Below are 21779 nucleotides of genomic sequence, written 5' to 3' on the forward strand. Positions count from 1 at the left end.
CGCTCCTTACTGGGCCTGACGCTGCAGGATGTTCGAGAACTCCTCGATGAAGGTCTCGAAGCGGATCGCGAGGCGATCGATGTCGTGTGCGTAGCGGTTGTATGCGACCACCGCCGGAATCGCGGCGAACAGGCCGATCGCGGTGGCGACCAGCGCTTCGGCGATGCCCGGCGCGACGTTCGCGAGCGTGGCCTGCTGCACGTTCGCGAGGCCGCGGAACGAGTTCATGATCCCCCACACGGTGCCGAACAGACCGATGTACGGGCTGACCGAACCGACCGACGCGAGGAACGCGAGGTTCGCCTCGAGCACGTCCATCTCGCGCTGGAACGACGCGCGCATCGCGCGGCGTGCGCCATCGAGCACGAGGCCCGGGTCGCTGAGGCGCTTTTCTTTCGCCTTCAGGAATTCGCGCATCCCCGATTCGAAGATCCGTTCGAGCGCGCCGATCGTGTGGCGGTTGTTGGCCGCGCTCTGGTACAGCGCCTGCAGGTCGCCGCCCGACCAGAAGTCCTTCTCGAAGCGTTCGGTCTGGGCGCGTGCGCGGCGGATCGCAAACCACTTGCGGAAGATGAAGGTCCACGACATCAGCGACAGCAGCAGCAGCAGCCCCATCACGGCCTGGGCCAGCACGCTCGCGTTGAGGACGAGGGAAATGATCGACAGGTCTTGAGAAGTGTTCATAGAGGTTTGAGTAACGTCCCTTCGGGGTGCCCGCGGGCGCCCGGTATGCGTGCGGTGTAACGCGTCGGCCGACGGGCCGGCCGGGATGCGCCTGCCGCGCCTGACATCGAGCCTTGCTTAGTATCGATTCAGGAAGGCAAGTTCATAGGCTCAGTCTAAACGGGGCTCATGCGAGCTTCGTTGACAATGCAGTGGGCCCGGCGTCGAGGACGGGCCCGCGGTGCAGTGCGTCGAGTACGGCCGGCGGGATCGCCGCGGGCCGGATGCCGGTCCGGTCGACGCAGCCGATACGGATCTGTCCGGCGACGAGCAGCGTGTCGCCACGCCAGGCTTCCTGGGTGAATTCCACCGACGCGCGGCCGATGCGTCCGGGCCGGCTCGTGATCGTCAGCATGTCGTCGAGTCGCGCCGGTGCGCGGTAGTCGAGCGACGTGCTGCGGACGATGAACAGCGCGCCCGTGTCGTCGGCGAGCCGACGCTGGTCGATGCCGCACGCGCGCAGCCACTCGGTGCGGGCACGCTCGAAGAACTTCAGGTAGTTGGCATAGAAGACGATGCCGCCTGCGTCGGTATCCTCGTAGTACACGCGAACCGGCCAGATAAAGCCGGCGGGCGTTTCCGGGGAGCGGGTAGGCTGAGTCATGGCGCGCATTCTACCGGAACCGGATGACCCGATTCGTAACCGATTCGTAACGGAATGTAGTATCCGGTAGCACTTCGCGGGCCGGCCTGTGGCCGGCCCGCGGGCGTTCAGCCTCGGTGGACGGTCGGGCCGCCGGGTGCCTGCGCGATCGGCATCAGCTCGATCGTGTTGATGTTGACGTGCGCCGGACGCGTCGCGATCCAGTAGATCGTGTCGGCGATGTCCTCGGGCATCAGCGGATGCACGTTCGTGTAGACGCTGGCCGCCTTCGCATCGTCGCCGCGATAGCGGACGTTCGAGAATTCGGTGCCGCCGCACAGGCCCGGCTCGATGTCGGTGACGCGCAGCGGCGTGCCGAGCAGGTCGGCGCGCAGGTTCAGGCTGAATTGCCTGACGAAAGCCTTGGTCGCGCCGTAGACGTTCCCGCCCGCGTACGGGTACGACCCCGCCACCGAACCGAGATTGAAGATGTGGCCGCGGCCGCGCTCGACCATGCCGGGCAGCAGCGCATGCGTGACCGTGACGAGGCCCGCGCAGTTCGTGTCGATCATCGTGCGCCATTCGTCGAGGCTGGCCTTGTGCGCCGGCTCGACGCCGAGCGCGAGACCGGCGTTGTTGACGAGCACGTCGAGCGCCGCGAATTCGGCGGGGAGGGCGGCCGGCACGGCTTCCACGGCGGCGCGGTCGCGCACGTCGAGTTCGAACGGCAGCAGTGCGTCGCCGAGTTCGGCGGCGAGCGCGTCGAGGCGGTCCTTGCGGCGGGCGGTGGCGACCACGCGGTGGCCGCCTTTGACGAAAGCCCGGGCGATGGCGGCGCCGAAGCCGGCGGACGCGCCTGTGACGAACACGATCATGGGTGCTCCTGGTCGGTAATGAAATGGCGGGTAGTATCCCGCAAGCCTACTGAGATTGCCGCACCGCGGCAAGGCGCCGAAGCAATGCGGCGCGCGCATGTGCAATCTGGCCCTGATTGTGCCGGGGACGCCGGCGCGCGGTTGCCTATTCATGACGCATCCAATACACTAACGCGCTCATCACCCCTGCGTGACTGGCGATAGAACCCTTCGGGTTCAAGGTGGAGCATCCCACCGTGAAGCGCAGGGCGCCGTTTTTGCCGTTCGCCTGGGCAGCCGTTGTGCGCCGTCGCGTGCATCGCCGGTGGCTGTCCTGCCTCGCGTCACCCGGATTCTTCCGCCACGTCGAGCTGGTCCCGCCAGCAGCGCCCTGTACTCGGCCACCCCGGTCAACCTGTACACACTTAACGGAAACCGTATGTTTGACAGAGCCCAAAGCACCATTGCGAACGTCGATCCCGAAGTCTTTGCCGCGATCGAACAGGAAAACCGCCGCCAGGAAGATCACATCGAGCTGATCGCGTCGGAAAACTACACGAGCCCGGCCGTGATGGCCGCCCAGGGCTCGCAACTCACGAACAAGTACGCGGAAGGCTATCCGGGCAAGCGCTACTACGGCGGCTGCGAATACGTCGACGTCGTCGAGCAGCTCGCGATCGACCGCGTGAAGCAGCTGTTCGGCGCGGAAGCCGCGAACGTGCAGCCGAACTCCGGCTCGCAGGCGAACCAGGGCGTGTTCTTCGCGATGCTCAAGCCGGGCGACACGATCATGGGCATGAGCCTCGCGCACGGCGGTCACCTGACGCACGGCTCGCCGGTGAACATGTCGGGCAAGTGGTTCAACGTCGTCAGCTACGGGCTGAACGAGAACGAGGACATCGACTACGACGCGGCCGAGAAGCTGGCCAACGAGCACAAGCCGAAGCTGATCGTCGCGGGCGCGTCGGCGTTCGCGCTGAAGATCGATTTCGAGCGTCTGGCGAAGATCGCGAAGTCGGTCGGCGCGTACCTGATGGTCGACATGGCGCACTACGCGGGCCTGATCGCCGCGGGCGTGTATCCGAACCCGGTGCCGCACGCCGACTTCGTGACGACGACGACGCACAAGAGCCTGCGCGGCCCGCGCGGCGGCGTGATCCTGATGAAGGCCGAGTACGAGAAGCCGATCAACTCGGCGATCTTCCCGGGCATCCAGGGCGGCCCGCTGATGCACGTGATCGCGGCGAAGGCGGTGGCGTTCAAGGAAGCGCTGTCGCCGGAGTTCAAGGCATACCAGCAGAAGGTGGTCGAGAACGCGCGCGTGCTGGCCGAGACGCTGGTCAAGCGCGGCTTGCGGATCGTGTCGGGGCGCACCGAAAGCCACGTGATGCTGGTGGACCTGCGCGCAAAGAACATCACCGGCAAGGCGGCGGAAGCGGCACTGGGTGCGGCGCACATCACGGTGAACAAGAACGCGATCCCGAACGATCCGGAAAAGCCGTTCGTGACGAGCGGGATCCGTCTGGGTTCGCCGGCGATGACGACGCGCGGCTTCGGCCCGGCGGAAGCCGAGCAGGTGGGCAACCTGATCGCCGACGTGCTCGACAATCCGGAAGACGCCGCGACGATCGAGCGCGTGCGTGCGCAGGTCGCCGAGCTGACCAAGCGTTTCCCGGTCTATCGCTGATCGACGATGCGCTGCCCGTTCTGCCGGCACGAAGACACGCAGGTCGTTGACTCCCGCGTGTCCGAGGATGGCGCCGCGATTCGCCGGCGCCGTCGCTGCTCGGCTTGCGACAAGCGCTTCACGACGTACGAGCGGGTCGAGTTGAACCTGCCGGCCGTCGTGAAGAAGGACGGCAGCCGCACCGAATTCGACCGTCGCAAGATCGTCGCCAGCATGCAACTCGCGCTGCGCAAGCGGCCGGTTGCTGCCGACGCGATCGACGCGGCGGTCGCCCGTATCGAATATCAACTGCTCGCGACCGGCGAGCGCGAAGTGCGTAGCGAGAAGCTCGGCGAACTCGTGATGAACGAGTTGCGCGGCCTCGATACGATCGCCTATGTCCGCTTCGCATCGGTGTATCGCCGGTTCGAGGACGTCTCCGAATTTGCCGACGTGATCGAGGAATTCCGTCGCGCTTCACCCGCCAAGCCCCCGCGTAAGCGCTGACGCGCTGCGTTCGTTCATCGCCTGCTCCCGTGGTTCAGTTCGCGCCGATTGTGTCGGTCGCGAGCGTCTGTCGCCAGTCGGCCGTTCGGCATATAGGCATGCATGCGCTCGCGTCGTTACAGTCGCCGCATCACGTTCGCGGAGCACGGCAATGGCGCGTTGCAGACTGACTGGAAACACGACCGGACGTCGGTTCGGCGGCTTCACGCTCGTCGAGCTGATGGTCGCGATCGCGCTGACGGTCGGGCTTGCGCTCTACGCGGCGCCCGCGTTCGATCAGTGGCGCATGCGCGAACGCGTCGATGCGCGCTCGCGCGCCTTGCTCGGCGCGCTGTCGTTTGCGCGTGCCGAGGCGACGCGTCTGGGCGTGCGCGTCACGCTGTGTCGCGCCGCGCATGACGGCACGTGCCTTGGTCCCGGCCAGCGGTGCGGCGAGTCCGAGTGGTCGTGCGACTGGGTCGTCAGCGGGCAGTTCGACGGGCAATCGCGCGTGCTGCGGCGCTATCCGCGCGATCCCGACATCGCGGTCGCGGGTGCCGCGCACGATCTCGCCTTCGTGCCGCCGGCAGGGCAGGCGATCGGCGGAATCCGGCGTTTCGAATTGCGTCCGCGGCGCGACATGCCGGGCGTCGACGATGCACGCGTGTCCCGCTGCGTACGGATTGCGGCGGGCGGTCGCGCGCGCGTCGCGACCGGCCGTTGCGACGCGGCATGATGACGGTGCGCCATGCGTCGCGCGGCACGTCGCTGCTCGAAGCGACGCTGGCCATTGCGCTGCTGGCGATCGTGATGCTCGCGGTGGCCGGCAGTCAGCTCGCGATGACGCAAGCGCAGCGGGCGACGATCTGGCGCGAGCGCGCGCTCTGGCTGGCCGATGCGCGCATCGAGCGCATGCACGCTGCGCCGGGCGTCGAGGACGGCCTGGCGGCGTTGGCGGCGGCCTCGCTGCCCGGCGGTGCGATGACGCTCGATGCGGGAGCGGCCGGCATGCGATTCGTCGTCGTCGGCTGGCACGGCGGCGAAGCGGCGGCTTCGTCGCGTTGCGGCGACGCGCGCATATCGAAGGAGCCGCCTGCCTGCGTGCGGCTTCCGTTTCGGGAGGGTCACGCCGATGCGCACTAAGCGCCGCATGCGCGCCCATACGCTGCTCGAGGTGCTGATCGCCATGACCGTCGGTCTGCTCGTGCTCGCGGCTGCAGGCGCCGCGTACCACACGCAGCGGGTCGCGCAGCGGCGCGCGGACGATGATTTCCGGATGCGCGATGCGGCGGGCACCGCGCTGTTGCTGATCGGCCAGCAGCTTCAGATGGCGGGATTCCGGCCGCTCGACGCCGGTGCGCCGACAGCATTGCCGCCGGTATTCGGCTGCTCGGCCGCGCGTATTCGCGGCGACGGCGCGCAGGTGCGGTGCGATCCGCTGCGAACGGATTCCGATGCGCTGCTGGTCCGGTATGTCGGCGATGCGGTGTCGACGTGGCCGACGGCGACTGCGCAGGTATCGGATTGCCTGGGGCAGGGCGTCGGCGCGCCGGGCGAACGGCCGCTCGTCGTGAATCGCTTCGATGCGCACATCAGTCCGTCGACGGGCGAACCCGAACTGTATTGCGAGGGCAGCGGCCGTCCGGGCGGGCCGCAGCCCGTGGTGGCGGGCATCGAGCAGTTGCGCGTGCGCTATCTGCGGCGCGGCGACGCGCGCTTCGTGCGCGCGGACGCGATGCGGGCCGCCGACTGGCACGACGTCGTGGCCGTGCAGGTCTGCGTGCAGGCGCGCGGCGAGCCGATGCGCGCGCCGGCCCGGTACGTCGACTGCGACGAGCGCGAAATGGTCGCACGGGATGGCCGTGCGCGTCTGGCGCTGCATCGCGTCGTCGCGTTGAGGAACGCGACGATCGGATTCGGCGAGACGCATCATGCACACGAGGTGTTGCGATGAAGGGCGGCGGAAAGCGCGTGACGGCGCAGTGCCTGCGCCGGGAAAGCGCAACGACGAATGGCGATAAACCACCTGCACCGGAAGATCCCGCTGCGGGGCATCGCGCCCGGTTCACACGGTCTCACCCACCTCGCGGCAGTGGACGCGGCGACACCGGCTTTGCACTGCCGGCCGTGATCGCGGTCGGCGCGGCCGTCGCCGCGCTGACGGGCACATGGTTCGAATCGGCGCTGACGGAGTCGCGCCGCACGCGAGCGCTGTCGGACCGGTTGATCGCGTTTCATGCGGCCGACGCCGCGCTGGCTGCATGCACCGCGCGCTTGTTGCGCGGTTCGGCAAGTTACCTGCCCGAACGCGACGCGCATGCCGAACCGGATGCGTGGCGGCACGAGCCTGCGCTGACGCTCGCCGAGGCATTCGCGCCGTTCGCCGACTGGCCGCCGGCCGTGCAGCCGCCGCGATGCCTGATCGAAGCGTGGCGCGGCGCGGGGCCGGATGACGCCCGTGCGTACCTCGTCACGGCGCGCGGCGTCGGCACGCACGGGTCGAGCGTCGTCTGGCTGCAGAGCCAGGTTGCGATTCGTGACGGCCGCATCGTCGCGCAACGCTGGCGGCGCGTAGCGGCATTGCACTGACAAGGGGAGGGGGGCATGGTGCGACCGTCAGGATTCACGTTGCTCGAGCTGATGATCGTGCTCGCGATCGTCGCCGCCTTGGCCGGATGGGGGATTCCGTCGTATCGCGAGCATGTCGCGCGGGTCCATCGGGCATCGGCGGTATCGGCGCTGTATCGCGCGGCCCAGTATCTCGAGACGCTCGACGGCGTGCCGCCGGCAACGCTGCCCGATGCGCTCGCGCATGCGCCGCCGGACGGGCGGCCGGTCTATCGCGTGACGCGGCGGCCGCCGGCCGGCGACGATGCGCCGATGGCGTACGAACTCGAAGCGATCCCGCTCGACACCGGACCCATGCGCGACGACCTGTGCGGCGCGTTCACGCTGCATTCGGACGGGACAAAAAGCAATGCGCGGCACGACGGCAACGATGCGTGGAATCCGGCTTGCTGGGGCGTACGCTGACCGCCCGCGAAGCGAATGAAGCGCATACTGCCGCGCGCGGCCAGCGCGCGTCACCGCCTGCGCTGCGTTGCGGCCACTGCGGCCGTGGCGGCCGCTTAGCGCGTCATTCGCCGATGGCGGCGTCGCTGCCGCGCTCGTCGCGCGATTGTTTCCAGATCCGGTAGACCTCCCATGCGGCGAACCCGAGCGAGCCCCACTTCAGCGCGGGGCCGGCGCTGGCGCGCAGCAGCGAGCGAACCGGTTTCGCCAGCACGAGCGAGGCGAGCGAGCTCAGCATCGGATACTGGTTGACGAGATTGCCGAGGCTCGCGTTCAGCGTCTTCGCGGACTGGCTGAACTTGCCGCCGGACAGGCCGGGGATGAACACCTTGAGCCAGCTGAAGCGCGTGACCGCGTGGCGCATCTCGGCGGCGGCTTCCGCCAGTTCGAGTCGTTCGACCTCGGATCGCAGGATCAGCAATTCCTTGCGGAGCGCGCGATGCTGCGACGCGCTCCAGTTCGATCGCGACGAAGGGGGGCGGGGTGCATTGCCCGTGGCGTTCTGGCTCATGGCGCGTCGGCGAAGTGAGTGAGAGGGACGAACGCGATCGCGTTCATGGCTTGCCGCGGAACAGTTCGCGGTCTTTCTCGAGCTCGGCGAGGGTCGCCTCGAACACGGTCGGCGCATCGCGCAGGCCCGAGCGTGCCTTCAGCGCGCACGCGATGCCGCCCAGCGCATAGAGCGCGGTGATTGCGGCGAGCGCCTGCCAGCGATAGGTGTCCCAGAACGCGATCGCGATCAGCACGGTCAGGCTGATCAGCGCCATCGTCGCGAGCATCATCGCGGCGAGCCCGAGGAACAGCACGCCCATCAGGCGTTCCTTCTCCTCGGCCAGCTCGATGCCCACCAGTTCGAGGCGGGTTTGCAGGAGGCCGATCGCCGAGCCGACGAGGCGGCGCAGCGGTCCCTGGCCGGACGGCTGCGAGTGGGTGTCTGTCGTCATGGATGAGTGGCTTGCGCCAGTGAGCGGCTAGGACAAAGCCGCCGGCGGCGAACCGCCGGCCGGCTTCGGCGCCCGCAGCCGCGGGTAGCGGCGCGGGGGCGGAACGGCGCCAGGCGCGCGTTACTTGCGGTTGATCAGCAGACCGATCAGCACGCCGACGCCCGCAGCGACGCCGATCGACGTCCACGGATGCTCATGCACGTAGTCGTCGGTCGCGCGCGCGGCCTTCTTGCCTTTCTCGACCACGACGACCTGGACGTCGGCTGCCTTTTCCTTGGCCTGCTTCAGGCGCGACATGGCTTTTTCGCGCAGCTCGGCCGCACGGTCGCCCGTGCTGCTCGCGGCTTGCTTGAGCAGGTCTTCGGCGTCCGCGAGAACGGTTTTGATATCCGACATCAGTTTCTCCTTGTTGATTTCCGACATTGCAACTCCCTTCATGCTGTCATGCTGCAGGTTCACATCGTAGCGAAACGCCTGCCTGCTGGCGAGCCGGGAAGACGCACGGGGTGCGTTGCCAGACTGCATAGTAAACGACTTGTAATCTTCGACAGAGCGGCAAACGGCGCAAAAAGTTTCATGCGCGACCGGTCATCCTCGCCCGGCACCGGGCAAAAATGACAAAAAAGCATGAATATCAAACGTAATAATCGTTCGCATCGCGCATGGCTTCCCTTAAGCTGATGGACTGTCCCGCGCCGACCGCGCGCGGTTTCAACCAGTATCGTTCGAGGAGGGAACACCATGAGTCTGCGTCTTGGCGACATCGCACCGGATTTCGAGCAGGAATCGAGCCTGGGCCCGATCAAGTTTCACGAGTGGCTCGGCAACAGCTGGGGCGTGCTGTTCTCCCATCCGGCCGACTACACGCCGGTGTGCACGACGGAACTCGGGCTGACCGCGAAGCTGAAGGGCGAATTCGAGAAGCGCAACGTGAAGGTGATCGCGCTGTCGGTCGACGGCGTCGATTCGCACAAGGGCTGGATCAACGACATCAACGAAACGCAGTCGACGGTCGTCGGTTTCCCGATCATCGCCGATGCGGATCGCAAGGTCTCGCAACTGTATGACATGATCCACCCGAACGCGAACGAAACGCTGACGGTGCGCTCGCTGTTCGTGATCGATCCGAACAAGAAGGTGCGGCTCATCATCACCTACCCGGCCAGCACGGGGCGCAACTTCGACGAAGTGCTGCGCGTGATCGACTCGCTGCAGCTCACCGACAACTACAAGGTCGCGACGCCCGGCAACTGGAAGGATGGCGACGATGTCGTGATCGTGCCGTCGCTGCAGGATCCGGAGGAACTGAAGCAGCGCTTCCCGAAGGGCTTCAACGCGGTGCGTCCGTACCTGCGCCTCACGCCGCAGCCGAACAAGTAAGCGGCGTGCGTCGCGCGATCGCGGCCTTGGGCCCGATGCGCGAAGGTCGATGAAACAACGGCCCGCCCGGCAGTCATGCCGGGCGGGCCGTTTCTTTGCGGTGCATGCGTGGCGGCGGCCGCCGCCACGTCGGAACGATCAGAAGAAAGCCTGGATGCCGGTCTGCGCGCGGCCGAGAATCAGCGCGTGGATGTCGTGCGTGCCTTCGTACGTGTTGACCACCTCGAGGTTCACGAGGTGACGCGCGACGCCGAATTCGTCCGAGATGCCGTTGCCGCCGAGCATGTCGCGCGCGAGCCGCGCGATGTCGAGCGCCTTGCCGCACGAATTGCGCTTCATGATCGACGTGATCTCGACGGCCGCCGTGCCTTCGTCCTTCATCCGGCCGAGTCGCAACACGCCCTGCAGGCCGAGCGTGATCTCGGTCTGCATGTCGGCGAGCTTCTTCTGGATCAGCTGGTTCGCGGCGAGCGGCCGGCCGAACTGCTTGCGGTCGAGCACGTACTGGCGCGCGGTGTGCCAGCACGACTCGGCGGCGCCGAGCGCGCCCCATGCAATCCCGTAGCGCGCCGAGTTCAGGCACGTGAATGGGCCGCGCAGGCCGCTCACGTTCGGCATCAGGTTCTCGTCGGGCACGAACACCTCGTCGAGCACGATCTCGCCGGTGATCGACGCGCGCAGCCCGACCTTGCCGTGGATCGCCGGCGCCGACAGGCCCTTCCAGCCCTTCTCGAGGATGAAGCCGCGGATCGTGTCCTTGCCGTCTTCCTCGAGTTTCGCCCACACGACGAACACGTCGGCGATCGGCGAGTTGGTGATCCACATCTTCGCGCCGGACAGCGAGTAGCCGCCGGCCACTTTCTTCGCGCGCGTGACCATGCTGCCCGGATCGGAGCCGTGGTTCGGCTCGGTCAGCCCGAAGCAGCCGATCCACTCGCCGGTCGCGAGCTTCGGCAGATATTTCTGTTTCTGCGCGTCCGAGCCGAATTCGAAGATCGGCACCATCACGAGCGACGACTGCACCGACATCATCGAGCGGTAGCCGGAATCGACGCGCTCGACTTCGCGCGCGATCAGGCCGTAGCTCACGTAGTTGAGGCCGGGGCCGCCGTACTGCTCGGGAATCGTCGGGCCGAGCAGGCCGAGCTCGCCCATCTCGCGGAAGATTTCCGCATCGGTGCGCTCGTGGCGGAACGCCTCGGTCACGCGCGGCGCGAGCTTGTCCTGCGCGTACGCGTGCGCGGCGTCGCGCACCATCCGCTCTTCTTCGGTCAGTTGCTGGTCGAGCAGCAGCGGATCGTCCCAATGAAAAGTTGCAGCGCTCATCGATGATCTCCTCACTTGACTGTAGTTCCGCTCTGCGGAACAATGTTTTGCAAATTGATCCCAGTGTAGCATCAGATGACGCTTTCAACCATCGACGAAACCCCAATCGACGAACGCAAGTTCGTGGTCGCGCTTGCGCGCGGGCTCGACCTGCTGCGCGCATTCCGGCCCGGCGAGACGATGCTCGGCAACCGCGATTTCGCGCAGCGCACGGGTTTGCCGAAGGCGACGGTGAACCGGCTCGCCTATACGCTGACCGTGCTGGGCTATCTGCGCTACGACGAGACGCTCGGAAAGTATGCGCTGGACGCCGGCGTGCTGTCGCTCGGCTACGCGCTGCTGTCGGGCTCCGGCACGCTCGACCTCGCGCGACCGCACATGCAGGCGCTCGCGCGCGAGATCGGCGCGGCCGTGTCGCTCGGCTGCCGCGACGGCCTCGACATGATCTATCTGGAGACGATTCGCAGCGAGACCGCGCTGACGCTCGGGCTCGCGCCCGGCTCGCGGCTGTCGATGCTGACGAGTTCGATGGGGCGCGCGTACCTGGCCGTGCAGCCGGAGGATGTCCGGCGCGCGCTCTATGCGGAATTGCACCGGGCGGCCGGCGGCGCGGCCGACGCCGATGCGCTCGTCGCCGCTGCGCAGCAGGCGGTGGCCGAGTTTCCGGCGAGCGGCTGCTGCTATTCGTTCCGCGCGTGGCACGCGGACGTCAACGCGGCGGCCGTGCCGTTTCGCGAGCCGCGCGAAGGGCGCTGGCTGATCCTGAGCTGCAGCGGCCCGGCGTCGTCGATGGACGACGACGTGTTCCGCACGCTGGTCGGGCCAAAATTGAAGGCGCTCGCGCAGCGGCTCGGGCAGACGGCCTGAGCGCGACGGCCGCGCTGCGCATCTGACGCCTCGCATAGCGAGGCCCCGAGACGACCCGGCAAACAGGGCGTCGATTCCTCCGCGCCCGTTCCCTTTCCATTCCTCCGCGCACCGAGCAGCCTGCCCGGCCGCGGCCCTTTCTAGACCGTCACCACCTTCGCGAACACCGGCCCCTGCATGAACCGCACGTCGTGCTGGCGCAGCAGTTCGCACTGCGTCTCGTCGACGACGCCGTCGAAGATCAGCGGAATCCGCACGCGCTGCGCATACGCGACGAGCGCCTTCACCATCCCGTCGCGCAGCGCGATGCCGGCATCCATCTTGATGTAGTCGGGCCGCGCCATCTCCGATTCGACCGCGAGGATGCGCCCCGGGTCGGGCAGCTTGTCCGCGACCTTGAAGCCGTGATGCTGGTAGCTGCGCGTCAGGTAGCCGAGGAAGGTCTTGTGCGCGACCGCGACCGCCGGCAGCTCGATCACGATCCGCTCGGGCGACAGCCCGAAGCGCTGCAGCACCGACGAGAAATGCTTGCCGTGATCGTATTTCACGCTCTTGAGCAGCCGTTCGTGCACGCGCAGGAACAGCAGCCCGTGGCGCTGCGCACCGAAGAAGTTGATCGCGTGCAGCGCGCGCGACAGGCGGTCGATCGCGACCAGCGTCTGGTCGTCGATGGCGGAGTCGACCGGATCGTGCGGCGCGCCCGTCACCAGCGTGACGGCCTGGAAGCCGAGCTCGTCGCCGTAGCGCTCGATCGCGTCCGCGAACGACGTCGACTGCGGCGCGCCCGGCATCGTCACGTCGTAGATGGGTTCGTACGCGCTGCCGAGTACGCGCTCGGGCAGGCGCGCACACGCGGTGCCGCCTTCGGCAAGCGCGAGGTGTTCCCGCAGATAGGGCAGCTGCCCGGCACGGGCGACCAGCTCGGGAATGGTAGGCGGAATCATCGGCGTCGATCGACAAGGAAAAAGGGCGGCCGAACGGGCCGCCTCATCTCGATAGTAGCAGTGCGCGCGGGGCTCGGCTTGGCGTTTCGCTCATATGGTTATCCCGTCCCCGAGCGGGCCGCCTAGGGTTTACGTTGATTTCACTATTCGTAATTGGTTTTACTATTCGTAAATCCTGAAGCGTGACATCGATCAAGAAAAGCGGCATCAGGGCGCTGCGCAGGCGGCGCCGTCCCCGAATCAACAGGAAGCAAGGAGCGAGACGTGGCGGTTGACTGGAAATGGAGGCAGCAGGGCCGGCCGGTGTGCCGGGGCGGGATCACGACGGGCGCGCCGGCGGGCGCGGGGCGGGGATGACGGACGGATGGCGACCATGAGCATCGACTACCAGACCCTGAAGTTCGAATACCGCCCGCGCGCGGCGCGCGGCGCCGGCGATGACGCGGCCGTCCATCCGGTGATCGTCGTCGGCGCGGGCCCGGTCGGCCTGTCGGCGGCGATCGACCTCGCGCAGCAGGGCGTGCCCGTCGTGCTGCTCGACGACGACGACACGCTGTCTACCGGCTCGCGCGCGATCTGCTTCGCGAAGCGCACGCTCGAGATCTTCGACCGGCTCGGCTGCGGCGAGCGCTTCGTCGACAAGGGCGTGAGCTGGCATGTCGGCAAGGTGTTCCTGCAGGACGAGCAGCTTTACGCCTTCGACCTGCTGCCGGAACAAGGGCATGCGCGTCCGGCGTTCATCAACCTGCAGCAGTACTACGTCGAAGGCTATCTGGCCGAGCGCGCGTTCGAGCTGCCGAACATCGACATCCGCTGGAAGCACAAGGTGACGGGCGTCGAGCAGTCGGCCGGGCATGCGGTGCTGACGATCGAGACGCCGGAAGGCGTCGAGACGCTGCGCGCGCAGTACGTGATCGCGGCCGACGGCTCGCGCAGCCCGCTGCGCGCGGCGATGGGCCTCGAAAGCCGCGGCCGCACGTTCAAGGATCGCTTCCTGATCGCCGACGTGAAGATGAAGGCGGAATTCCCGACCGAACGCTGGTTCTGGTTCGATCCGCCGTTCCACCGCAACCAGTCGGTGCTGCTGCATCGCCAGCCCGACAACGTGTGGCGCATCGACTTCCAGCTCGGCTGGGATGCCGATCCGGTCGCCGAGAAGCAGCCCGAGCGCGTGATTCCGCGCGTGCGCGCGCTGCTCGGGCCGGACGTCGAGTTCGAGCTCGAATGGGTCAGCGTCTATACGTTCCGTTGCCAGCGGATGGATACGTTCCGCCATGGCCGCGTGCTGTTCGCGGGCGACTCCGCGCACGGCGTGTCGCCGTTCGGCGCGCGCGGCGCGAACAGCGGCGTGCAGGACGCGGACAACCTCGCGTGGAAGCTGAAGCTCGTGCTCGACGGCAGCGCCCCCGACCGCCTGCTCGACACGTATGCGAGCGAGCGCGAGTTCGCGGCCGACGAGAACATCCGCAACTCGACACGCTCGACCGACTTCATCACGCCGAAGAGCCCCGTCTCGCGCGTGTTCCGCGACGCGACGCTGAAGCTCGCGCGCGACTGCGAGTTCGCGCGCAAGCTGGTGAACAGCGGCCGGCTGTCGGTGCCGGCGGTGCTCGCCGATTCGCCGCTGAACACACCCGATCGCGACACGTTCGCCGGCGCGATGCGGCCGGGCGCGGCGGCGGCCGATGCGCCGGTGCGCACGCCGCACGGCTCGGGCTGGCTGCTGCAGCATCTCCGCGGCGGCTTCGCCGGCGTGCTGTTCGGACTGCCGGGCGATGCGGCCGCGCTCGCGCAGGCGGTCGCGGATCTCGCGCTGCCGGTGCGGCCCGTGCTGGTCGTGCCGGCCGGGCATGCGCAGCCGGCGGCGGGCGTCGAGGTCGTCGAGGTCGTCGAGGATATCGACGGCGTAGCTGCACAGCGCTACGACGCGAAGCCCGGCACGTTCTACCTGTTGCGCCCCGACCAGCACGTGTGTGCGCGGATGCGCGCGCTCGATCGCCGCGCGATCGCCGATGCGCTGGCCCGCGCAACCTGCGCACGCTGAACACGACAACGATACCGATACCGGAGATACCCGCCATGCCCCCACTCGACACCCGCCCGCGTCTGGCCGATCCGGACGCATTCTACGAAGCGCTGATCGACATGCATCGCGACCTGTCCGACAGCGACAGCCAGCTCGTCAACGCGAAGCTGATCCTGCTGCTCGCGAACCAGATCGGCGATCTCGACGTGCTGCGCGAAGCGATGGCGCTCGCGCGCCGCGGCGTGACGCCGCCCGCGCATCCGGCCGCCGAGGTGACGCAATGAGTGCCGCGCCGAGCGATGCGCGCACGCTCGAAGTCGAGCATGTGATCGACGACACCCATAACCCGGGCTTTCACTGGATGCTGCTGGTGCTGTGCGGGCTGTGCCTCGTGATCGACGGCTTCGACGCGCAGGCGATGGGCTATGTCGCGCCGAGCGTGATCGCCGAATGGGGCGTGCCGAAGCAGGCGCTCGGCCCGGTGTTCAGCGCGAGCCTGTTCGGCATGCTGCTCGGTGCGCTCGGCCTGTCGGTGCTGGCCGACCGGATCGGGCGCCGCCCGGTGCTGATCGGCGCGACGCTGTTCTTCGCGCTGACGATGCTCGCGACGCCGTTCGCGGGCTCGATCCCGGTGCTGATGGCGTTGCGCTTCGTCACGGGGCTCGGCCTCGGCTGCATCATGCCGAACGCGATGGCGCTGGTCGGCGAGTTCAGCCCGGGCGCGCATCGCGTGAAGCGGATGATGATCGTGTCGTGCGGCTTCACGCTCGGCGCGGCGATCGGCGGCTTCATCAGCGCGGCGCTGATTCCGGCGCTCGGCTGGCGCGCGGTGTTCTTCGTCGGCGGCGCGGTGCCGCTGGTGCTCGCGATCGCGATGGTCGCGCGGCTTCCCGAGTCGCTGCAGTTCCTCGTGCTGAAAGGGCGCGACGCGCGGGCGCGCGACTGGCTCGCGCGCTTCGCGCCGCACGCGGGCATCGACGCGAACACGCGGCTCGTCGTGCGCGAGCGCGCAACGAGCGGCGCGCCGGTCGCCGAGCTGTTCCGCCATGGTCGCCTGCCCGTCACGCTGCTGCTGTGGGCGATCAGCTTCATGAACCTGATCGACCTGTACTTCCTGTCGAACTGGCTGCCGACCGTGATGCGCGATGCCGGTTATGCGCCGTCCACCGCGGTGATCGTCGGCACGGTGCTGCAGACGGGCGGCGTGGTCGGCACGCTGTCGCTCGGCTGGTTCATCGAGCGCTACGGCTTCGTGCGCGTGCTGTTCGCCTGCTTCGCGTGCGCGGCGGTGTCGGTCGGGCTGATCGGCTCGGTCGCGCACGCGCTGCCGTGGCTGCTGATCGTCGTGTTCGCGGGCGGGTTCTGCGTGGTCGGGGGGCAGCCGGCCGTCAACGCGCTCGCGGGCCAGTACTACCCGACCTCGCTGCGCTCGACGGGCATCGGCTGGAGCCTCGGCATCGGCCGCATCGGCTCGGTGCTGGGGCCGCTCGTCGGTGGGCAACTGATTGCACTCAACTGGTCGAACGGCGCGCTGTTTCATGCGGCCGCCGTGCCCGTGCTGTGCTCGGCGCTGTTCGTTCTCGGGCTCGCGGGTGTGTCGCGACGCCTCGGCGAACAGGCGCCGAGCGCCGCCTGAATTGATGGAGAAATGGAACGATGACGCTTGACCTGTCGAAACCGGCGAGTGCCGGCTACCTGAGCGGTTTCGCGAACGAGTTCGCGACCGAGGCGTTGCCCGGCGCATTGCCGCACGGCCGCAACTCGCCGCAGCGCGCGCCGTACGGGCTCTATGCGGAGCAGCTGTCGGGCACCGCGTTTACCGCGCCGCGCGGCCATAACCGCCGCTCGTGGCTGTACCGGATCCGCCCGGCGGCCGTGCATCGGCCGTTCGAGCCGTTCGCGGGCCCGCAGCGGCTCGTGTCGGAATTCGGCGATTCGGCCGACGTGCCGCCGACGCCGCCGAACCAGCTGCGCTGGGATCCGCTGCCGATGCCGGCCGAGCCGACCGATTTCGTCGAAGGCTGGGTGACGATGGCCGGCAACGGCTCGGCGGCCGCGATGAACGGCTGCGCGATCCACCTGTACGCGGCGAACCGCTCGATGCAGGACCGCTTCTTCTACAGCGCCGACGGCGAGCTGCTGATCGTGCCGCAGCAGGGGCGGTTGTTCATCGCGACCGAGTTCGGCCGCCTCGACGTCGAGCCGTTCGAGATCGCGGTAATCCCGCGCGGCGTGCGCTTCTCGGTCGCGCTGCCCGACGGCAACGCGCGCGGCTATATCTGCGAGAACTTCGGCGCGCAGCTGCGCCTGCCCGACCTCGGTCCGATCGGCTCGAACGGGCTCGCGAACCCGCGCGACTTCCTGACGCCGCAGGCCGCGTACGAGGACCGCGAAGGCGCGTTCGAACTCGTCGCCAAGCTGAACGGCCGGCTGTGGCGCGCGGATATCGGCCACTCGCCGCTCGACGTCGTCGCGTGGCACGGCAACTACGCGCCGTACAAATACGACCTGCGCCTGTTCAACACGATCGGCTCGATCAGCTTCGACCATCCCGATCCGTCGATCTTCCTCGTGCTGCATTCGCAGACCGATACGCCGGGCGTCGACGCGATCGACTTCGTGATCTTCCCGCCGCGCTGGCTCGCGGCCGAGGATACGTTCCGTCCGCCCTGGTTCCATCGCAACGTCGCGAGCGAGTTCATGGGGCTCGTGCACGGCGCGTACGACGCGAAGGCCGAAGGCTTCGTGCCGGGCGGTGCGAGCCTGCACAACTGCATGTCGGGCCACGGGCCCGACGCGGACACGTTCGAGAAGGCGTCGGCGAGCGACACGTCGAAGCCGCACAAGGTCGACGACACGATGGCGTTCATGTTCGAAACCCGCACGCTGATCCGGCCGACGCGCTACGCGCTCGACACCGCGCAGCTGCAGGCGAACTACTTCGAATGCTGGCAAGGCATCAGGAAACACTTCAATCCGGAGCAACGATGAGCGATACCCAAGACTGGCGCGCGACGCTCGACCCGGCTCGCAAGAGCTGGCTCGACACCGCGAACGATCCCGCCTGCGATTTTCCGATCCAGAACCTGCCGTTCGGGATCTTCAGCGATGCGAAGCAGCCGGCGCACCGCGCGGGCGTCGCGCTCGGCGACCAGATCGTCGATCTCGCCGCGCTCGCGCGTGCCGGCCTCGTGACGCTGCCGGGCGGCGGCGACGCGTTCGCCGCGCCGACGCTGAACGCGTTCATCGCGCTCGGCCGCGACGCGTGGCGCAGCGTGCGCGTGCAGCTGTCCGCGCTGTTCTCGCGCGAGAACGCGCGGCTGCGCGACGATGCGGCGCTGCGCGCGCAGGTGCTGGTCGCGCAGCGCGATGCGACGCTGCATCTGCCGGTCGAGATTCCCGGCTATACCGACTTCTATTCGTCGAAGGAGCACGCGACCAACGTCGGCTCGATGTTCCGCGATCCGAAGAACGCGCTGCTGCCGAACTGGTCGGAAATGCCGATCGGCTACAACGGCCGCGCGTCGTCGGTGGTCGTGAGCGGCACGCCGGTGCGGCGCCCGAACGGCCAGCTGAAGCTGCCCGACCAGGAGCGTCCGGTGTTCGGCGCGTGCCGCAAGCTCGACATCGAACTGGAGACGGGTTTCATCGTCGGCCGCGGCAATGCGCTCGGCGAGCCGATCGCGTGCGAGGACGCGGAAGCGCATATCTTCGGGATGGTGCTGCTCAACGACTGGAGCGCGCGCGACATCCAGCAGTGGGAATACGTGCCGCTCGGCCCGTTCAACGCGAAGACCTTCGCGACGACGATCTCGCCGTGGATCGTCACGCTCGATGCGCTCGAGCCGTTCCGCACCGCGCAGCCCGAGCAGTCGCCGCAGCCGCTCGCGTATCTGCAGCATGCGGGCCGGCATGCGTTCGACATCGCGCTCGAAGTGACGCTGCGCGCGGAAGGCGCAGCGCAGCCGACGACGATCTGCCGCACCAACTTCAAGCACATGTACTGGACGATGGCGCAGCAGCTCGCGCATCACACGGTTGCGGGCTGCAATACGCGGGTCGGCGACCTGATGGGCTCGGGCACGATCAGCGGGCCCACCCGCGATTCGTTCGGCAGCCTGCTGGAGCTGACGTGGAACGGCAAGGAACCGCTCGCGCTGAGCGGCGGCGGCAGCCGCACGTTCATCGAGGACGGCGACGAGCTGACGCTCGCCGGCTGGTGCCAGGGCGACGGCTATCGCGTCGGCTTCGGCCACTGCGCCGGCAAGATCCTGCCTGCATTGAAGGGGTGACGCACCGCGCGTGACGCGCCTGCATCGGACGGCCCGCCTCGCGCGGGCCGTCGTCGTTTCGGCCGTGTCACGCGTGCGATGCGGGCACGCGCCTCAGACCGCGCGCTGCAGCGCGGCGCGGCGTTCCCACAGCGCGGCGGCGACGAACGCGGCGACACACGCGACCAGCACGCCGACCAGCGCGTTGCTGCCCAGTTGCTCCATCAATGCGCCCGCGACCAGCGGGCCGCCGAAGCTCGCGGCGCTCCACGACGCCGACACGAGCGAGCTGGCCGTGACGAGCGCCGTGCCGCGGAAGCGCTCGCCGCATGCGACGAGCGACAGCGTATAGATGCTGCCGGCGGCCGCGCCGAGCACGAACAGCAGCGGCCAGCACAGCCACGGATTCGCGACGACGAACGGCAGCAGCGGCAGGCCGGCGAGCACGATCCAGCCCGCGCCGAGATGCACGCGTTCGCGGCCGAGCTTGTCCGCGAGCCAGCCGATCGGGAACTGCATCGCGGTGTCGCCGAACAGCATGATCGACGCGAGCAGCACGGCGGTTTCGCTCGCGACGCCATGATCCATCGCGTAGAGCGGCAGTAACGACAGCGCGAGCGTGTCGAACAGCGCGAAGAAGCCGGTGCCGATGATCAGCGCCGGCATGCGCGGCAGCACGGCGAGCCAGTGATCGTGCGTTTCGTGATGCGCATCGTCGCCGGCGAGCGGCGCGCGCCGGATCGTCGCGAGCGTCGGCAGCGCGAGCAGGAACAGCGCGCCGCACAGCGCGAAGCGAATGCCGGTCGCGCCGGCGATCTGGCTGACGAGCACGGGGCCCGCCATCTGGAACAGCGTGAAGTTGGTCGCGTAGATCGCGACGACGCGGCCGCGCGTCGAATCGTCGGCGAGCTGGTTGACCCACGCTTCGCCGATCGTAAACAGCAGCATCAGCACGGCGCCGCACAGCACGCGCAGCACGGCCCACACGATCAGGCTCGACGTGAACTGCATCAGCGCGGTGGCGGCGGCGAGCAGCACGACCGACACGACGATCGCGCGGCGCGCGCCGATGCGCCGCGCGAGCGCGGTGACGAACGGCACGATCGCGAGCCCGCCGCCGGCCTGCGCGGCCGTCAGCATGCCGACCACGTTGGTGCCGTGCCCGGCTTCGGTCAGCGCGAGCGCGGTGAGGGGCAGCGTGGCGCCGGTGCCGAGACCGACGACCGCAACGCTCAGGATGAGCGCAAGGAAATCACGGTTGAGGATGGCTTTCATCGGGCGCGATGCTACACCTCGGGCCTTGAAAGGTCCATGAAGGCCATCAAGTCCGAATGGTGTTGCGTGCGCAACGATCGCGGCCCGGGCGCGTCACACGTACTCGGTCGGCACGGCCACCGGGCGGCGTTCGAGCGATGCGGACCACAGCGTCAGCGCGAGCGCGGCGACGACCATCGCGACGCCGACCCACGGCAGGTTCACGAGCGACACGCCGGAGCCGATCGCCATCCCGCCGAGCCACGCGCCGGTCGCATTGCCGAGGTTGAACGCACCCTGGTTCAGCGTCGAGGCGAGGTTCGGCGCATCGCTCGCGCGATCGACGATCAGGATCTGCAGCGGCGGCACGATCGCGAACGCGAGGATGCCCCAGACGAAGATCGTCGCGAGCGCGGCGAACGGCAGGTGCATCGTGCCGGCGAACGTCGCGAGCACGACACCGATCAGCGCGAGGGTCGCGATCAGCGACGGCATCCGGCGCCAGTCGGCGAGCCTGCCGCCGAGCGTGCCGCCGACCGTCAGGCCGAGGCCGAACAGCAGCAGCACGTAGGTGACCTGGCGCGGCGAGAAGCCCGTCACGTCCTCGAGGATCGGCGTGATGTAGGTGAACACGCTGAACAGGCTCGCCGACGCGAGCACGCTGATGCCGAGCACCATCAGCACCTGCGGGTGCTTCAGCACGCCGAATTCGCGCGTGATGCTGGTGTCGGGCATCGCGAGGTGTTTCGGCAGGCATACGGCGAGCGCGGCGGCCGCGGCGATGCCGATGCCGGTGACGGCCCAGAACGTCGCGCGCCAGCCGTAGGCCTGGCCCAGCGCGGTGCCGAGCGGCACGCCGAGCACGTTCGCGAGCGTGAGGCCGGTAAACATCAGCGCGATCGCCTGCGCGCGGCGGTTCGGCGCGACGAGGTTGCTCGCGACCACCGAGCCGATCCCGAAGAACGCGCCGTGGCAGAACGCGGTGACGACGCGCGCGGCCATCAGCACCGCATAGCCGGGCGCGATCGCGCAGAACAGGTTGCCGGCGATGAACAGGCCGATCAGCCCCATCAGCGCGCGCTTGCGCGGCATCTTCGCGGTGACGATCGCGAGGATCGGCGCGCCGATCGTCACGCCGAGCGCGTAGCCGGACACGAGCATGCCGGCGGCGGGAATCGACACGCCGAGGTCGCGCGCGACGTTGGGCAGCAGCCCCATGATCACGAATTCGGTGGTACCGATTCCAAATGCGGCGACGGCGAGAGCGAACAGAGGTAAGGGCATCGCGGAGGATTCCGGGAAAGGCCGTCGGCCAGGAGCGGCGCAGGACGCGCGGAGCGGGTGGACGGCAGGGCGATAGCCGCGATTCTACTTCAGTGGAAA

The 21779-nt window shown here is 68.3% G+C and carries 24 protein-coding genes and 1 riboswitch; of the genes, 14 read left to right on the forward strand and 10 right to left on the reverse strand.

The genetic code is table 11. The features are described from left to right. Positions 1–6: 6 nt before the first annotated feature. From tolQ to WS57_RS21465, 3 genes are all read right to left on the reverse strand, one after another. Positions 7–684: a protein TolQ gene (tolQ, locus tag WS57_RS21455; RefSeq protein WP_006484959.1), complete on the reverse strand. Its 678-nt coding sequence runs from the start codon at positions 682–684 to the stop codon at positions 7–9. Positions 685–850: 166 nt separating this feature from the next. Further along, entirely contained in the window at positions 851–1336 is a 486-nt protein-coding gene (ybgC, locus tag WS57_RS21460; protein WP_009692362.1) for a tol-pal system-associated acyl-CoA thioesterase, read from the reverse strand. 98 nt (positions 1337–1434) lie between these two features. Beyond that, complete coding sequence (locus tag WS57_RS21465; protein ID WP_009692363.1) at positions 1435–2181, reverse strand: SDR family NAD(P)-dependent oxidoreductase; 747 nt, start codon at positions 2179–2181, stop codon at positions 1435–1437. Positions 2182–2361: 180 nt separating this feature from the next. After that, positions 2362–2462: riboswitch (ZMP/ZTP riboswitch) on the forward strand. Positions 2463–2599: 137 nt separating this feature from the next. Here WS57_RS21465 and glyA point away from each other — a divergent pair. The 7 genes from glyA to WS57_RS21500 all read left to right on the forward strand — a co-directional run bounded on the left by glyA (position 2600) and on the right by WS57_RS21500 (position 7345). Continuing rightward, positions 2600–3847, forward strand: coding sequence for a serine hydroxymethyltransferase (gene glyA, locus WS57_RS21470; protein ID WP_040126719.1), 1248 nt, complete (start codon positions 2600–2602; stop codon positions 3845–3847). A 6-nt stretch (positions 3848–3853) separates the two neighbouring features. Next, positions 3854–4333 carry a transcriptional regulator NrdR gene (gene nrdR, locus WS57_RS21475; protein WP_006417067.1) on the forward strand — a complete coding sequence of 160 codons (480 nt, stop codon included), beginning with the start codon at positions 3854–3856 and terminating at the stop codon, positions 4331–4333. 151 nt (positions 4334–4484) lie between these two features. After that, on the forward strand, positions 4485–5048 hold the full coding sequence (locus WS57_RS21480) for a GspH/FimT family pseudopilin (protein ID WP_069244811.1): 564 nt from the start codon (positions 4485–4487) through the stop codon (positions 5046–5048). Continuing rightward, entirely contained in the window at positions 5045–5455 is a 411-nt protein-coding gene (locus tag WS57_RS21485) for a type IV pilus modification PilV family protein (RefSeq protein WP_069245462.1), read from the forward strand. Before WS57_RS21480 ends, WS57_RS21485 begins: the two co-directional genes overlap by 4 nt. After that, positions 5445–6266 (forward strand): PilW family protein, encoded by an 822-nt coding sequence (locus tag WS57_RS21490; protein ID WP_069244812.1) that lies wholly within the window; start codon positions 5445–5447, stop codon positions 6264–6266. Before WS57_RS21485 ends, WS57_RS21490 begins: the two co-directional genes overlap by 11 nt. A 176-nt stretch (positions 6267–6442) precedes the next feature. Continuing rightward, positions 6443–6901, forward strand: coding sequence for a pilus assembly protein (locus WS57_RS21495; protein WP_059519407.1), 459 nt, complete (start codon positions 6443–6445; stop codon positions 6899–6901). Between the two features lie 15 nt (positions 6902–6916). After that, positions 6917–7345, forward strand: a complete 429-nt coding sequence (locus WS57_RS21500; protein ID WP_059519399.1) for a type IV pilin protein — start codon at positions 6917–6919, stop codon at positions 7343–7345. Positions 7346–7448: 103 nt separating this feature from the next. On the opposite strand, the gene WS57_RS21505 is transcribed toward WS57_RS21500, so the two are convergent. From WS57_RS21505 to WS57_RS21515, 3 genes are all read right to left on the reverse strand, one after another. Next, entirely contained in the window at positions 7449–7895 is a 447-nt protein-coding gene (locus tag WS57_RS21505) for a DUF3318 domain-containing protein (protein WP_009690915.1), read from the reverse strand. 43 nt (positions 7896–7938) lie between these two features. After that, positions 7939–8328, reverse strand: coding sequence for a phage holin family protein (locus WS57_RS21510; RefSeq protein WP_040126725.1), 390 nt, complete (start codon positions 8326–8328; stop codon positions 7939–7941). 120 nt (positions 8329–8448) lie between these two features. Continuing rightward, complete coding sequence (locus WS57_RS21515) at positions 8449–8751, reverse strand: DUF883 family protein (RefSeq protein WP_009690913.1); 303 nt, start codon at positions 8749–8751, stop codon at positions 8449–8451. Positions 8752–9069: 318 nt separating this feature from the next. Here WS57_RS21515 and WS57_RS21520 point away from each other — a divergent pair, with 318 nt between their 5' ends. Beyond that, a complete protein-coding gene (locus WS57_RS21520; protein WP_009690912.1) occupies positions 9070–9708 on the forward strand; it encodes a peroxiredoxin in 639 nt (212 codons plus the stop codon). A 138-nt stretch (positions 9709–9846) separates the two neighbouring features. Here WS57_RS21520 and WS57_RS21525 read toward each other — a convergent pair whose 3' ends face one another. Beyond that, a complete protein-coding gene (locus WS57_RS21525) occupies positions 9847–11034 on the reverse strand; it encodes an acyl-CoA dehydrogenase (RefSeq protein WP_040126726.1) in 1188 nt (395 codons plus the stop codon). Positions 11035–11109: 75 nt separating this feature from the next. Between WS57_RS21525 and WS57_RS21530 the strand changes: the two genes are divergently transcribed. Beyond that, the gene (locus WS57_RS21530) at positions 11110–11901 is read left to right on the forward strand and encodes an IclR family transcriptional regulator (protein ID WP_009690910.1); all 792 of its coding nucleotides are present in this window, start codon (positions 11110–11112) and stop codon (positions 11899–11901) included. Between the two features lie 140 nt (positions 11902–12041). Here WS57_RS21530 and WS57_RS21535 read toward each other — a convergent pair whose 3' ends face one another. Next, the gene (locus WS57_RS21535; RefSeq protein WP_040126728.1) at positions 12042–12845 is read right to left on the reverse strand and encodes an EAL domain-containing protein; all 804 of its coding nucleotides are present in this window, start codon (positions 12843–12845) and stop codon (positions 12042–12044) included. A 373-nt stretch (positions 12846–13218) separates the two neighbouring features. Here WS57_RS21535 and WS57_RS21540 point away from each other — a divergent pair, with 373 nt between their 5' ends. The 5 genes from WS57_RS21540 to fahA are packed head-to-tail and all read left to right on the forward strand — an operon-like array spanning position 13219 to position 19163. Further along, positions 13219–14889, forward strand: a complete 1671-nt coding sequence (locus tag WS57_RS21540; RefSeq protein WP_069245463.1) for an FAD-dependent oxidoreductase — start codon at positions 13219–13221, stop codon at positions 14887–14889. A gap of 35 nt (positions 14890–14924) precedes the next feature. Next, positions 14925–15155, forward strand: coding sequence for a DUF2783 domain-containing protein (locus WS57_RS21545; protein WP_059519393.1), 231 nt, complete (start codon positions 14925–14927; stop codon positions 15153–15155). Beyond that, positions 15152–16507 carry an MFS transporter gene (locus tag WS57_RS21550; protein WP_059519391.1) on the forward strand — a complete coding sequence of 452 codons (1356 nt, stop codon included), beginning with the start codon at positions 15152–15154 and terminating at the stop codon, positions 16505–16507. The genes WS57_RS21545 and WS57_RS21550 overlap by 4 nt, the downstream gene beginning before the upstream one ends. Positions 16508–16527: 20 nt before the next feature. Continuing rightward, a complete protein-coding gene (gene hmgA, locus WS57_RS21555) occupies positions 16528–17862 on the forward strand; it encodes a homogentisate 1,2-dioxygenase (RefSeq protein WP_059519389.1) in 1335 nt (444 codons plus the stop codon). Further along, on the forward strand, positions 17859–19163 hold the full coding sequence (fahA, locus tag WS57_RS21560; RefSeq protein WP_059519387.1) for a fumarylacetoacetase: 1305 nt from the start codon (positions 17859–17861) through the stop codon (positions 19161–19163). Before hmgA ends, fahA begins: the two co-directional genes overlap by 4 nt. Positions 19164–19256: 93 nt before the next feature. On the opposite strand, the gene WS57_RS21565 is transcribed toward fahA, so the two are convergent. Both WS57_RS21565 and WS57_RS21570 read right to left on the reverse strand, forming a co-directional pair. After that, a complete protein-coding gene (locus WS57_RS21565) occupies positions 19257–20417 on the reverse strand; it encodes an MFS transporter (protein ID WP_069244813.1) in 1161 nt (386 codons plus the stop codon). Between the two features lie 93 nt (positions 20418–20510). Next, complete coding sequence (locus WS57_RS21570; RefSeq protein WP_059519384.1) at positions 20511–21680, reverse strand: MFS transporter; 1170 nt, start codon at positions 21678–21680, stop codon at positions 20511–20513. Positions 21681–21779: the final 99 nt, after the last annotated feature.

Origin of the sequence: Burkholderia pseudomultivorans (genome assembly GCF_001718415.1) — a bacterium.
Classification (GTDB): Bacteria; Pseudomonadota; Gammaproteobacteria; order Burkholderiales; family Burkholderiaceae; genus Burkholderia; species Burkholderia pseudomultivorans_A.